Origin of the sequence: Microbacterium natoriense (assembly GCF_030816295.1) — a bacterium.
GTDB lineage: Bacteria > Actinomycetota > Actinomycetes > Actinomycetales > Microbacteriaceae > Microbacterium > Microbacterium natoriense_A.
This window is the reverse complement of record NZ_JAUSXV010000001.1, coordinates 83,527-97,141: the sequence shown is the minus strand read 5'-3', so window position 1 is coordinate 97,141 and position 13,615 is coordinate 83,527. Positions and strand designations below refer to the sequence as shown.

The 13,615-nt window shown below is 70.6% G+C and carries 9 protein-coding genes and 1 pseudogene; 3 read left to right on the top strand and 7 right to left on the bottom strand.

What is annotated here, in order from left to right:
- The first annotated feature begins 15 nt into the window (after positions 1 to 15).
- Positions 16 to 3,511, top strand: a pseudogene (locus tag QFZ53_RS00475) (proline dehydrogenase family protein).
- Positions 3,512 to 3,697: 186 nt separating this feature from the next.
- Here QFZ53_RS00475 and QFZ53_RS00470 read toward each other — a convergent pair.
- From QFZ53_RS00470 to QFZ53_RS00445, 6 genes are all read right to left on the bottom strand, one after another.
- Positions 3,698 to 4,783 (bottom strand): ABC transporter permease, encoded by a 1,086-nt coding sequence (locus QFZ53_RS00470; RefSeq protein ID WP_307292399.1) that lies wholly within the window; start codon positions 4,781 to 4,783, stop codon positions 3,698 to 3,700.
- The gene (locus QFZ53_RS00465) at positions 4,780 to 5,676 is read right to left on the bottom strand and encodes an ABC transporter ATP-binding protein (protein WP_307292396.1); all 897 of its coding nucleotides are present in this window, start codon (positions 5,674 to 5,676) and stop codon (positions 4,780 to 4,782) included. The genes QFZ53_RS00470 and QFZ53_RS00465 overlap by 4 nt, the downstream gene beginning before the upstream one ends.
- 111 nt (positions 5,677 to 5,787) lie before the next feature.
- Positions 5,788 to 6,927, bottom strand: a complete 1,140-nt coding sequence (locus QFZ53_RS00460; protein WP_307292393.1) for a hypothetical protein — start codon at positions 6,925 to 6,927, stop codon at positions 5,788 to 5,790.
- Positions 6,928 to 6,936: 9 nt separating this feature from the next.
- Positions 6,937 to 8,118, bottom strand: coding sequence for a benzoate/H(+) symporter BenE family transporter (locus tag QFZ53_RS00455; protein WP_307292391.1), 1,182 nt, complete (start codon positions 8,116 to 8,118; stop codon positions 6,937 to 6,939).
- A gap of 36 nt (positions 8,119 to 8,154) precedes the next feature.
- Positions 8,155 to 8,877 (bottom strand): response regulator, encoded by a 723-nt coding sequence (locus QFZ53_RS00450; RefSeq protein WP_307292388.1) that lies wholly within the window; start codon positions 8,875 to 8,877, stop codon positions 8,155 to 8,157.
- Positions 8,874 to 10,112: a sensor histidine kinase gene (locus QFZ53_RS00445; protein WP_307292386.1), complete on the bottom strand. Its 1,239-nt coding sequence runs from the start codon at positions 10,110 to 10,112 to the stop codon at positions 8,874 to 8,876. The genes QFZ53_RS00450 and QFZ53_RS00445 overlap by 4 nt, the downstream gene beginning before the upstream one ends.
- A gap of 206 nt (positions 10,113 to 10,318) precedes the next feature.
- Between QFZ53_RS00445 and QFZ53_RS00440 the strand changes: the two genes are divergently transcribed.
- Positions 10,319 to 11,488 carry an MFS transporter gene (locus tag QFZ53_RS00440; protein WP_307292383.1) on the top strand — a complete coding sequence of 390 codons (1,170 nt, stop codon included), beginning with the start codon at positions 10,319 to 10,321 and terminating at the stop codon, positions 11,486 to 11,488.
- Here QFZ53_RS00440 and QFZ53_RS00435 read toward each other — a convergent pair.
- Positions 11,485 to 12,144 (bottom strand): hypothetical protein, encoded by a 660-nt coding sequence (locus tag QFZ53_RS00435; protein WP_307292381.1) that lies wholly within the window; start codon positions 12,142 to 12,144, stop codon positions 11,485 to 11,487. The two genes, QFZ53_RS00440 and QFZ53_RS00435, sit on opposite strands and share 4 nt — an antisense overlap.
- Positions 12,145 to 12,294: 150 nt before the next feature.
- On the opposite strand from QFZ53_RS00435, the gene QFZ53_RS00430 reads away from it, so the two are divergent.
- Positions 12,295 to 13,497: a HupE/UreJ family protein gene (locus tag QFZ53_RS00430; protein ID WP_307292379.1), complete on the top strand. Its 1,203-nt coding sequence runs from the start codon at positions 12,295 to 12,297 to the stop codon at positions 13,495 to 13,497.
- Positions 13,498 to 13,615: the final 118 nt, after the last annotated feature.

Here is a 13,615-nt window from a genome sequence, read left to right as displayed (position 1 = left end):
GAAGGTTCCCCGCCAATGACCGTCGTCGACACCACTCCGCGTACCGAAGAGGTCGCCGCTCTCGTGCAGCGCTGGCTGAAGGAGAGCGAGACGCACCCCGTCGAGCCCGCGGCCCAGCGCCTCTCCGAGGTGCTCAAAGACCCGAACGGCCTCGACTTCACCGTCGGCTTCGTCGACGGAGTGATGCGGCCCGAAGACCTCCGCGTCGCCGGTCGCAAGCTCGCCGACCTCGCCGAGATCACACCGACCCTTCTTCCCGGCTACCTGCGCGCCGCGATCAAGACCGGTGGCTTCTGGGCGCCCAAGCTCCCCGGCGTCGTCGTGCCGATCTCGCGCCGGGTGCTGCGCGCCATGGTCGGACACCTCGTGCTCGACGCCACCCCCTCGAAGCTCGGGCCCGCGATCGCGAAGCTCCGCAAGAGCGGCAACCGCCTGAACCTCAACCTGCTCGGCGAGGCCGTGCTCGGCGAGCGCGAGGCCGGGCGACGCCTCAAGGGCACCTACGACTTCCTGGCCCGCGACGACGTCGACTACGTGTCGATCAAGGTGTCCAGCGTCGTCAGCCAGCTGTCGATGTGGTCGTTCGACGAAGCGGTCGCCGACGTCGTCGAGAAGCTCACCCCGCTGTACGAGCTCGCCGCCGCCGCAGAGGCGAAGGGCAAGGCGAAGTTCATCAACCTCGACATGGAGGAGTACCGCGACCTCGATCTCACGATCGCGGCATTCACCAGCATCCTCGACCAGCCGGGACTCGAGAACCTCGAGGCCGGCATCGTCCTGCAGGCCTATCTCCCCGACGCCCTCGGCGCCATGCAGCACCTGCAGCAGTGGGCGGCAGCACGCCGCGCCAAGGGCGGAGCGCCCATCAAGGTGCGCGTCGTCAAGGGCGCGAACCTCGCGATGGAGGAGGTCGATGCGAAGATCCACGACTGGCCGCTCGCGACCTACTCGACCAAGCAGGACTCCGACACGAACTACAAGCGCGTGCTGGACTGGGCGATGACTCCGGAGCGGCTGGACGCGGTGCGCATCGGCGTCGCGGGGCACAACCTCTTCGACATCGCATACACGTGGCTGCTCGCGAAGGCGCGGGGCGTCACCGACCCTTCGACAAGCTCAGGGCAGGCGCCCGTCGAGTACGAGATGCTGCTGGGCATGGCCACCGGCCAGGCCGAGGCGGTCCGCAAGGACGTCGGCCGCCTGCTGCTCTACACGCCGGTCGTGAACCCGGCCGAGTTCGACGTCGCGATCGCGTACCTCGTGCGCCGGCTCGAAGAGAACGCGAGCCCCGAGAACTTCATGTCCGCGGTGTTCGAGCTCGCCTCGAACCCCGCTCTGCTGACGCGCGAGCGCGAGCGCTTCGAACGCTCGCTCGCCGGCCTCGAGGCCGACCGCGGGGTTCCGGCCCCGCACCGCGTGCAGAACCGCGCGGAGGAGGCGGAATCCGCTGGGTCCCAGAGCCCGTCGACGGGCACCGGCTTCCACAACCAGGCCGACACCGATCCGGCGCTCGCCGCGAACCGCGCGTGGGGGCGCGAGATCCTGCGCCGCAGTGTGAGCACGACGTTGGGCGAAGGGGCCATCGCGGCTGCGCGCGTCGAGTCGCCCGCGCAGCTCGATGACGTGTTCGCCGCCGCATCCGCCGCCGCCGAGAAGTGGGCCGCGCTGCCTGCCGCCGACCGCGCCGCCGTACTGCACCGTGCGGGCGCCGAGCTGGCCGCGCGACGGGGCCAGCTCATCGAGATCATGGCTCACGAGGCGGGCAAGACCATCGCCGAGGCCGACCCCGAGGTCTCCGAGGCGATCGACTTCGCGCACTACTACGCCGAGCGCGCCCTCGATCTCGAGAAGATCCCCGGTGCGGAGTTCGTTCCGTCGAAGGTCACGGTCGTCACCCCGCCGTGGAACTTCCCCGTCGCGATCCCCGCCGGCGGTGTGCTCGCCGCCCTCGCGTCCGGCTCGGCCGCGGTCATCAAGCCCGCCAAGCTCACCCAGCGCTGCGGAGCCGTGATGGTCGAGGCGCTGTGGGCTGCGGGCGTGCCGCGCGACCTGCTCGCGCTCGTCGATCTCGGCTCGCGCGAGCTCGGCACGCAGCTCGTCTCGAGCCCGATCGTCGACCGGGTGATCCTCACCGGCGCGTACGAGACCGCCCAGCTGTTCCGCTCGTTCCGCTCGGATCTGCCGCTGCTCGCCGAGACGAGCGGCAAGAACGCGATCATCGTGACGCCGTCGGCCGATCTCGACCTCGCCGCCGCAGACGTGGCGCGCAGCGCCTTCGGTCACGCGGGGCAGAAGTGCTCTGCGGCATCGCTCGCGATCCTCGTCGGCTCGGTCGCCGACTCGAAGAGGTTCGAGCGCCAGCTCGTCGACGCCGTGACCTCGATGCGCGTCGGCCTGCCGAGCGACCCGGCCACCCAGATGGGCCCGATCATCGAGCCTGCGAACGGCAAGCTGCTCAAGGCCCTCACGACCCTCGAGCGGGGCGAGCGCTGGCTCGTCGAGCCGAAGAAGCTCGACGACGAGGGCCGGCAGTGGACTCCCGGCGTGAAGACCGGAGTCGCCCCCGGATCCACGACGCACATGACCGAGTTCTTCGGCCCGGTGCTCGGCGTCATGCGCGCGAAGGACCTCGACGAGGCCATTCCGCCTGCAGAACGCCGTCGACTACGGCCTAACCGCAGGGCTGCACTCGCTCGACTCCGATGAGGTCGCCACGTGGCTCGACCGCGTCGAGGCCGGTAACCTCTATGTGAACCGCGGCATCACGGGTGCGATCGTGCAGCGTCAACCCTTCGGCGGATGGAAGCGCTCGGCCGTGGGCGCCGGCGCCAAGGCCGGCGGCCCGAACTATCTGTTCGGCCTGGGGGAGTGGACGCCCGCCGAGCTTCCCGCTGCAGCGCCCGGCGCCGCCGTCTCGGAGCCGGTCGCCCGGCTGCTCGCCGCCGCCGACGGTGTGCTCGACGCGGCGGAAGCCGAGTGGCTGCGCTCCGCTGCGGCCTCCGATGAGCAGGCCTGGACGAACGATTTCGGCGTGATCAGCGACAAGTCCGGCCTCGGAGTCGAACGCAACGTGTTCCGCTACCGTCCGACCGCCGTCGACGTGCGCATCGCCGAGCAGGCGCCTCTCGCCGACGGCATCCGCGTCCTGGCCGCGGCCCTGCGCAGCGGAAGCCCGTTCACGGTTTCGGCACCCGCCCTGCCCTCATCGGTCGAGAAGGCGCTGCGCACAGCGGGCATCGCCGTCACGCACGAGAAGGATGCCTCGTGGGTCAAGCACGTCGCGAAGGCTCAGGCGAAGGCCGCGCACACCTGGCAGCGCGTCCGTCTCGTCGGCGGCGACCCGGCCCCCCTGTTCGAGGCTCTCGGTGGGATCCCCGACGTCGCCGTCTGGTCGCACGCCGTGACCGGCGCCGGCCGCGTCGAGATGCTGCCGTTCATGCACGAGCAGGCCGTGTCGATCACCAACCACCGCTTCGGCAACCCGACCGCGTTGGCCGACGGCGTGATCTGAACCCATCGCGGGACGATCCCCGCTTCCCCCGGTGCCGCCGCCCCAACGCCGGCACCCTCTGACGCCGGCCAGACCCCCAGCTGCCGACGTCGCGTCACGCCGAGACCCCCCGTTGCCACCGAGACCCCCGGTTGCAGCTGGGGGTCTCGGTGGCAACAGGGGGTCTCGGTGATCGGGCCGGGCGAGTCAGCCGCGCAGCGCCTCCGCCAGCTTGACCCTGGTACCCATGCGCAGCAGCGAGTTCTCGTAGATCTTCGCGCCGATCATGATCGCGGCGACGCAGGAGGCGAGCAGGATCACGAGGCTGATCAGCGGCTCCCACCACTGCGCCTCGCCGACGAACAGTCGCATCGGCATCCCCACCGGAGCCGAGAACGGCACGTACGACATGATCGTCAGCACGAGGGGGTTGTCGTTGAAGAAGATCACCAGGAAGTACGGCGCCATCACGAGCATCATGATCGGCGTCGTGGTCGATCCGATGTCCTCCATGCGCGACACCATCGACGCTGCTGCAGCGTAGAGCGCTGCCAGCAGCACGAAGCCGAACAGGAAGAACACGGCGAACCAGATGATCGGGGCGCCGAGACCGGCGAGCACCGCGTTCTGCCCGGTGATGATGAGCCCCACCGTGGCGATCGCGGCGAGGGCGATGATCTGCGCCATCGCCAGCACCGTGTTGCCGATCACCTTCCCGGCGAGCAGCGTGCGCGCCGAGATCGACGACAGCAGCACCTCGACGACGCGGGTCTGCTTCTCTTCGACCACGCTCTGCGCGATCGTGGCGCCGAACGTCGACGCGGCCATGAAGAACACCAGACCGAAGCCGATCGCGATGAAGTACCGCAGCAGCGGGTTGGTGGTCGCCGGTTCCAGGATCTCGACGGACGGCGAGACCGACAGCCCGCTGACGATGCTGCCCGGTGCATCGGTGAGCGCGATCACGGTGTAGCCGAGCGGGCCGTCGTCAGGCAGCACGGCCGCCTCGACGTCCTCCGAGCGGACGAGCTTCTCGGCCTCTCCGCGGTCGGCCACCTCGGTGACCTCGACGTTCGGCAGCGCCTCGACGGCGGCGATCGTCTGCGAGGTCGCGGCCACGGCGGTGGCCTCGGGGTTCTTGCTGGCGAACCCGCCGATCAGGATGCCGGCGAGCGCGATGAGAAGCAGGATGCCGGTGGAGATCAGGAACGTCTTGCTGCGCAGCTTCGAGGCGATCTCGCGCTCGGCGACGAGCCAGACAGCCTGGGTCCCTGAGCCGGTCGAAGGGTTCACTGGATGACCTCCTTGAAGATCTGGGCGAGAGACGGATGCTTGGGGGCGAAGCTCGCGACATCGCCGCGGTCGACTGCGGCACGCAGCACGCGCTGCGCGACGTCGGCGCTCTCGGCCTCGAACAGGGCGTACCCGCCTTCGAAATCGAGCACCGTCACGCCCGGCTCGGTGCGCAGCCAGCCGGCGTCGCCCGCCGACACCAGCTCGTAGCGGTCGCCGGCGTGCTCGGCGCGCAGCGCGTCGCGGGATCCGGACGCGCGGATCGTGCCGCCGGCGAGGATCACGAGGTCGTCGCAGAGCCGCTCGACGACGTCGAGCTGGTGAGAGGAGAACAGGATCGAGGCGCCCTTCGCGGCGCTCGCCTGCAGTACTCCCGCGACCACGTCGACCGCGAGGGGGTCGAGACCGGAGAACGGCTCGTCGAGGATCAGCACCTCGGGATCGTGCACGAGGGACGCTGCGATCTGCGCACGCTGCTGGTTGCCGAGCGAGAGCGACTCGATGGTGTCGTTCAGGCGGGCGTCGAGACCGAGTTCGGTGAGAAGGGCCGTGGCACGAGCCGCGGCATCCGCCTTGCTGAATCCGTGCAGTCGCGCGAGGTAGACGATCTGCTCCAGCACCTTCATCTTCGGATACAGACCGCGCTCCTCCGGCATGTAGCCGAAGTGCCTGCGGTCCTCGGCGGTGAGCGGCGAGCCGTCGAGCTCGACACGTCCGCCGTCGGCCGATAGCAGGCCGAGCACGATCCGCATGGTCGTCGTCTTGCCGGCTCCGTTGCCGCCGACGAAGCCCGTGAGGCGCCCGGGGGCGACCTGGAACGAGACGTCGTCGAGCACGAGCCGCGAGCCATAGCTCTTGGTGATGCCGCTCAATTCGAGCTTTCCTGTGGTCACTTCGGCTCACTCCGTTCGGTCAGTGCATCGCATGGCTTCACGCTATGACCGCAGGCCACGCGGGGGCATCCTCCGCACGGGGGATTGCCGCGGAGTCCCCCTGAGGGTGGATCAGCGCGCGAAGAGCACCGCGATGACGGCGAAGGCGAAGGGCAGCAGCGCCATCCCGCCCGCCACGACGAGGAGGATCGTGATGATCAGCCACGGGCTCCGGGTGCGCAGGCGCTGACCCGGCGGGGCGACACCCGGCGGCGGCGGGGTGAGCAGCGCGGCCGGCGGTGCGAAGGGCAGAGCGGATGCCGCAGCCGAAGGCGTCGCGACGACGGGCTGCGCCATCGCTCGCAGCCGGTCGTCGCGCCAGCGCGCCCACTGGTCGAGCTTGGTCATCATTGCGCCGACGGCGCCGAACAGCCACGACCAGGTCGCGGGGTCCAGCGTCGACACCGGGCGACGCGTGTAGAAGAACATCCAGTCGTCGACGATCTCGACGTTGAGCTGCGCGAGGTTGTCGATGAAGCGCGCCATGACATCGGGGGCGAACAGGTAGAGCGCGTCGACCTCATAGCCCGACGGGCAGAACAGCGAGAAGTACCGGTCGAAGTCGCCCTCGAGCGACAGCCGCTGCTCGCGGGAGAATCCCGCGGCCACGTCGGATCCCAGTGTGTTGTCGCTCAGCGCATCGAGCACGATGTGCGGCAGCGGCACGTCGAGCTTGATCGCGACGTAGCCCCAGCGGTGGGTGGTCGAGTTCTTGCCGTTGCTGGTCGTGTACTGATAGTTGCCGAACTCGACGAAACGAGGGGTGGTACCGCGCACGACGTCGGTCGACATGCGGCTCGTTCCGTGCGAATAGATCATGCCCGGCAGCGGTGGGGCGTCGAGCTTGGCGAAGTACTCCATCGAGTTCGCGGCGGCGAAGCCGGAGAGCCGGTAGCTCGCGAGTTCGCGTGCCGCCCTGCCGCGCTGTGCCGCGATCACGGCGAGCGTGACGAGTCCACCCGTGAACACGGTGGCGACGAGCGCGGCGACAGCCGCACCCGTGCCGCGGGCGATCGCGTAGCCGAGACCCATCGCCATCACGTAGATGATCGGAAGCACGAAGAAGGCGAGGAGGACGCCGAGGATGATGTACATGGCGACCTGCGCGCCCGAGGCTTGCGACGTGCGCTGCGCGCGGGCGAACCGCGCGACCTCGGCGTTGTCGACGGGATCGACGAGGGGCCGGGCGTCGAAGAATCCGGGGGCGGTCACGGTTCCACGCTAACCCTGTGGGCGCTTCCCCGCGTGCAGCACCGCCCGCACGAGCAGGCCGGCGACGAGAGCCCAGAAGGCGGCGCTCACTCCCAGCACGGCGATTCCGGATGCCGCGACGAGGAAGGTCGCGACCGCGGGCAGACGCTCGCCGGGGTCGTCGATGGCCTGCTGCACGGCCGAGCCGAAGGCTGCGAACAGGGCGAGGCCGGCGACCGCCGGGATGACGGCCTGCGGAGCCAGCAGCACCAGAGCGGCGAACGCCGCTGAGAATCCGCCGAGCACGAGATAGGAAACACCGGTCGAGACGCCGGCGATCCAGCGGCGCTTCGGGTCCGGATCGGCATCGGGGGCGGCCGCGAGAGCGGCGCTGATGGCGGCGAGGTTGATCGCGTGACCGCCCGCGGTGGCGCCGAGCGCGGTGCCGAGCCCGGTCACGAGCATCGCCGGCCGCCAGGGGACCTCGTAGCCGAAGCTGCGCATGATGGCGATTCCCGGCACGTTCTGCGAGGCCATGGTCACGATGAACAGCGGCAGGGCGATGCCGACCGCGGCGCCCAGGGAGAACGTGGGCGCCGTCAGCTCGATCCGTGGCAGCAGCAGGGCAGGGTCGACGGGGGATCCGGTCTGCACGAGCGAGATCGCGACGACGACGGATGCCGCGACGAACGCGAGCGGCACGGCCCAGCGTGGCGCGAGCCGCGCGAACACCAGCCAGGTGAGTACGACCGGCACGACGCCCCAGAGGTTCTCGACGAGGCCCGTGATCGGTGCGAGGCACAGCGGAAGGAGGACCCCGGCGAGCATCGCCTGAGCGATGGACGGCGGGATGCGCGCGATCAGGGCCCCGAGAGCGGGCCACAGGGCGGTCAGCAGGATCAGCGCGCCGGTGAGGAGGAACGCGCCGACGGCTGCTGACCATCCGCCCTCCACCGCGCCGGTCGCGGCGAGCAGGGCGGCCCCGGGGGTGGACCAGGCGACGGTGATCGGCATCCGATACCGCCAGGCGAGCACAACGCACGCGACGCCCATCGTGAGGCACACCGCGAGCAGCCCGCTCGCAGCCTGCGCGGGCGTCGCGCCGACGGCGGACAGCCCCGTGAGCACCACGGCGAAAGAGCTCGTGAATCCGACGAGGGCGGTGACGACGCCGGCCGTGATCGGGCGGGTCAACGGTGCGGCCTCGGGCATGCCTCCGAGGTTATCGCTGGTCGCTCCGGTGCCGGTCTAGGCGAGCCCCAGCCGGTGCGCCGTCACGACGGCCTGCACCCGGTCGCGGGCGCCCAGCTTCTGCAGGATCCTCGACACGTGCGTCTTCACGGTCGCCTCGCCGATGTACAGGGCGGTCGCGATCTCCGCGTTGCTGCGGGCGTCGGCGAGCAGCACGAGCACTTCGGCCTCGCGGTCGGTGAGGGGCTCGGCCAGCACGACCGGCGTGGTGGACGACGGGCGCGTTGCGGTACCGGGAGCGGATGCCGCGACCGCCGCGGGTGCGTCGTGTCGGTCGGTCCGGCTGCGGATCCCGGGCGTCGTGGCGAATCGAGCGAGCACGCGTCGCGTCACCTCGGGCGACAGCATCCCGTCGCCTGCGGCGAGTGCGCGGACCGCGGTGATGAGGTCTTCCGGTCCGGCGTTCTTGAGGAGGAATCCCGCGGCCCCTGCGTCCAGCGCCTGGAAGAGGTAGTCGTCGCGGTCGAAGGTCGTCACGATCGCGATGGCGGAAGATACCCGCGGGTCGGCGACGATACGGCGGGTGGCCTCGATGCCGTCCATGTCGGGCATCTGCACGTCCATCGTGATGACGTCGGGGAGCAGCGTCGATGCCTGGTCGACGGCATCCGCTCCGGTGCCCGCCTCGCCGACGACGGTGATGTCGGGCTGGCTCTCGAGGATCGTGCGGAATCCGGCCCGCAGCATGGCGTGGTCGTCGACCAGCAGCACCCGGATCACGCGCGTGCCTCCAGGGGAACCCGGGCCCGCACCCGCAGTCCGCCGCTGGGCCGCGGAGTCACCTCGAGCGTGCCCCCCGACGCGGTCGCCCGCTCGCGCATGCCGAGCTGGCCGAGGCCGGGACGGAGGTTCACGATGCTGCGGCCCGTGTTCACGATCTCGACTTCGACACCGTCGTCGTCGTACCGCACCCGCACATCGGCGGTGGCGCCGGCTCCGGCGTGGCGGCGCGCGTTCGTGAGCGACTCCTGGGCGATGCGGTACAGGTTGACCGCGATCATGGGCGGCACCGGGACGGGGTCTCCGATCACGGCGTAGTCGGCGGGCAGGCCCGCCTCCGTGGAAGAGGCGGCGAGCTCGGCGATGTCGTCGAGGCCGAGGGTCGACGCGGTCTCGGTCGCGTCGCCGCCAGGGGTGCGCAGGGTCTCGAGAAGCTGGTGCAGCTCGCGGATGGCCTCTCGCGCCGAGGTCTCGACGCCCGTGAGCAGCTGGCGGGCGCCGTCGGGGTCCTGCTCGATCACGAGTCGCGCCGCGCCCGCCTGCACGCCCATGACCGAGACGTGATGGGCGACGACGTCGTGCAGCTCGCGGGCGATGCGCACCCGATCGAGGGCGACCGCCTGCGCCGCGGTGACCTCGCGCTCGCGCTCCAGCTCGGCGGTGCGCTCCTCGAGTACGGCTCGCTCGGCGGCTGCAGCCCAGGCCCGCTCGCCGAAGTAGTAGGCGCCGCCGAAGTACAGGATGTTCAGCAGCAGCTGGATCAGCATGTACGCGATGTAGGGAGAGAACAGGCCCGCCGCGACATCCGCCTTGTCGGCCTCGGTGATGGCGTCGCGGTACATCGTGATGATGAGCCACACGAACATGCCGACGATGATCCCGATCCGTACGATCATGGCTCGGCGGCGGTCGTTCATCCAGGCGCCGACCGTGTACAGGGCGACGAACATCGAGATGTTGCCGACGAAGATCTCCGGCACCTTCAGCGAGACCGCGGCGAAGTATGCGAGTGAGACGACGATCGCGACGATGCCCGGCCAACGCCGACGCACGGCGAGAGGAACCGCGATGAACACGGCGTAGACGAGGGCGGTCCACAGTTCCTGGGCCTCATCGCCGTACACCTGCGCGATCGAGGAGAGCGCAGCGCTGAGCACCGTGCCGACGAGCAGGACGCCGGCGAGCACGAGATCGCCGCGGTGCTCGCGAGCGGAGGGGGTGCGCATGAAGGGCATGCTCTCCACGGTAGGGCGGAGGGGGACGCTGCGGCATCCCCCTCGCGGTGGATGGGCGGAGCCCGCGCTCCCCGCCTCGCCCGCCCCGCGTCCCCGCCGTGAGTGGTCGAAAATGCACCGCGATCTCCCCGCGGAGCAGCGAAAGTGGCCACTCACGCGCGCCGGCGGTGCCGAATCGACCACACCCCACCCTGCGAGAATCGAGCGTGACCTCCCCGCGCCCCCGCCTGGCTCCGCTCTATCTCGCCGGCTTCACGACCGCTTTCGGCGCGCACGGCATCGCGGCGGCTTTGGGCGCCGAGAGCGAGGACATCGGCTGGACCCTGCTCGCCTTCGGGTTCACCCTCGCCCTGTACGACCTGGCCGAGGTCCTGCTCAAGCCGCTGTTCGGAGCGCTCAGCGACCGCGTCGGCGTGCGCCCCGTGATCGTGGGCGGTTTGCTCGCGTTCTCGGTCTTCTCCGTGGTGGGGGCGGTGGCGCCGGGGATGATCGCGCTGGTGATCGCCCGATTCGGGCAGGGGGCCGCCGCATCCGCTTTCTCGCCCGCCTCCAGCGCGGCCGTGGCCCGCCTCGTCGACGATTCGTCGCGCGGGCGCTATTTCGGCCGGTACGGATCGTGGAAGAGCCTCGGCTACGCGCTCGGTCCGCTGCTCGGAGCGGTCCTCGTCGTCTGGGGAGGGATGCCGGCGCTGTTCTGGGCTCTCGCCGTGCTGGGGGTCGCGGCCGCGGCCTGGGTGGGGTTCGCCGTGCCCGAGGTGCCCGTGCTGCCGCGAAAGCGCGTCACCCTCGTCGACCTCGGGCGCGAGCTGATCGCTCCCGGCTTCCTCGTACCGACCCTCGTGCTCGCTGCGACCACGGGCGCGCTCGCCGTGGCTGTCGGCTTCCTGCCCCTGCTCGGGCGGCAGATCGGTCTCGGCACCGTCGGCAGCATGGCGATCGTGACCGTGCTGGCCGTCGTGTCCAGTGTCATTCAGCCGTTGGTCGGCGCGGCGAACGACCGAGGTCGCATATCCGTCCGTCTGGGTGCGGTCGGCGGTCTCGGGCTCATCGCGGCGGGCATCGGGCTTGTCGCGGCGGTCGATCACCCTGTCTCCCTCGTGGTGGCGGCCGTTCTCGTCGGTGCGGGGGTGGGCGCCGCAACACCTGTGGCGTTCTCGCATCTCGCCGCCTCGACCCCTCCGGAGCGCATGGGCCGCACGATGGGCAGCGCCGAGCTGGGGCGGGAGCTGGGGGATGCCGGGGGTCCGCTCGTCGCGGGTGCGGTGGCGACGGCATCCGTCCCCGGCGTCGGCCTCGCGGTCGTCGCCGCCCTCACGCTCGGCGCCGGCGGTCTGGCCCTCATCGGGCTGCGCGAGCGCACGATCGCGGCGGACTAGTCGATCCAGATCACCAGGCCGTTCAGGTCGCTCAGCACCGCCGCGACCCCGGCCCGCACCGCGTCACCCGTGCGCTCGGGGGTGAAGGTCGCCGGATCGTAGTCGGACGCCGACCCCAGCCCCTCGCCGCGGAACGACGCCCCCGTCCAGTCCACCGCCGTGACGTTCTCGGTCGGCTCCGCGATCTCGGCGCCGATCACAAGGAAGCTGCGGTCGAGATGGTTCGCCGACACGATCGCGAGCGGGTCGATCAGGTGCTCGCCCGCGACGATGACGAGGTCGGGATTGCGCTCCATCGCGTCGACGATCCCGGGGATCGGGTCGTGTTCGTCGGCGGTGACGGTGCGGAGGTCGACGGAGGTCGCCGTCGCCCAGTCGCGCACCGACCGGGCGATCGTCTGCGTCTCGGCATCCGCACCCGCCGTCAGCAGCACGACCCGGTAGCCGGGCGCGGGGCTGACACCGTCCCATGACCCCGCCGCCGGTTCGATCGTTGCCTCTGGTGAAGGGCGCACCTCCGGCACGAACCCCGGTGCCGCCGAGCCGACGGCTGCGGGCGCCGACCGCGGTTCGTCCCAGCCGGCGGACGCGCAGCCGGTGAGAGCGATCGCGAAGGCGACCACGGATGCGGTGGCGAGGGCGGAGCGGGCACGCATGTCATCCACTCTGCGGCACCGACGGCGTGCGCCTGCGCCGATCGCGCCGTCGTTCCCCGCCTGTTCCCCGGGGCGTCTCCTGCCGTTCACGCCGGCGGGACAACCTGCTCCAGGTCCGCCCGAAGGACCGCGAACCCGCAGGAGAGCCAGATGAGACGCATCCGCCCCACCGCCGCAGTGATCGGCCTCGTCGCCGCAGCCGGAATCCTCACGATCGCCGCGCCCGCCGCCGCTCACGGCTTCACCTCGGTCGTCTACGCCGACGTCACCGCGCAGGGCGGCACGGTCGTGTCCGAGCTGAAGCTCGAGTACGACCTGCTGATCGTGTCGGCCGCGGATGCAGAAGACGACGACTCTCTGTTCGACGACGGCACCTACGCGTTCGAGGCGCAGGACGCGCAGCTGCAGGTGCAGGCGCTCGAGGATCACATCGACTCGGTCGCGGCCTATGTCACGGCGGGCTTCACCGCCGCGGTCGGCGGCGAGGTCTGCCCTGCCCGCCTCGACGACGAGCTCGAGATGACTCTCGCCGAAGGGGTGCCGTACGTGCGGCTGACCGTCGTGAGCGACTGCGCGCCCACCAACGACGGCCACGTGATCACGAGCACCCTGTTCGGCGATGACGAGGGATACGTGCGCGACACCAAGGCGGTCGTCACCTACGACCTCGACCTGCAGCACGGCAGCGCGGCGCTCGACGCGCAGCATCCGTCCTTCGACACAGAGCAGACGGGGTGGGAGCGCTTCTGGTCGTTCTTCGCGCTCGGCGCCGAGCACCTGCTCACCGGCATCGATCACATCCTCTTCCTGCTCGCGCTGATCGTCGGCTCGAGGAGGCTGCGCGAGATCGTGCTGGCGGCGACCTCGTTCACGATCGCGCACTCGGTGACGTTCATCCTCGCCGCCGTCGGCGTGGTCTCGGTGCCCGCGGTCGTCGTGGAGCCCATCATCGCTCTCTCGATCGCCGTGGTCGCGGCCTGGTACCTGCTGCGCCTGGGGCGCAAGCGCGAGCACGTGGACGATCTCTCTCGGCGCAGCGGGCCGCTCGGCCTCGACCGTTCCGGTTGGCTGCGGCTGGCTGTCGTCTTCGTGTTCGGCCTCGTGCACGGGCTCGGCTTCGCCGCCGCGCTCGGCATCGACCAGCCGTGGTCGTGGACGCTGCTGTGGTCTCTGCTCGTATTCAACCTCGGCATCGAGGCGGTGCAGATCGGGATCATCCTCGCCGTGTTCCCCCTGCTAGTCCTGCTGCGACGGAAGGCGCCGAAGACCGGCATGTGGGTCGCCGGCATCGTAGCGGCGGGTGTGACCGCGGCGGGTCTGTACTGGTTCGTGGAGCGTCTGCTCGGCGCCTGACGGCAGCGGGAACTGTGCGTGCGGATGCCGTTCGCCCACGCATCGCCTGCCGGGCACCCGGCATTCACCTTCCGGCCACACGGCGGGCGAAGTCTGAGCGAGTGGACCGCGTGCACGC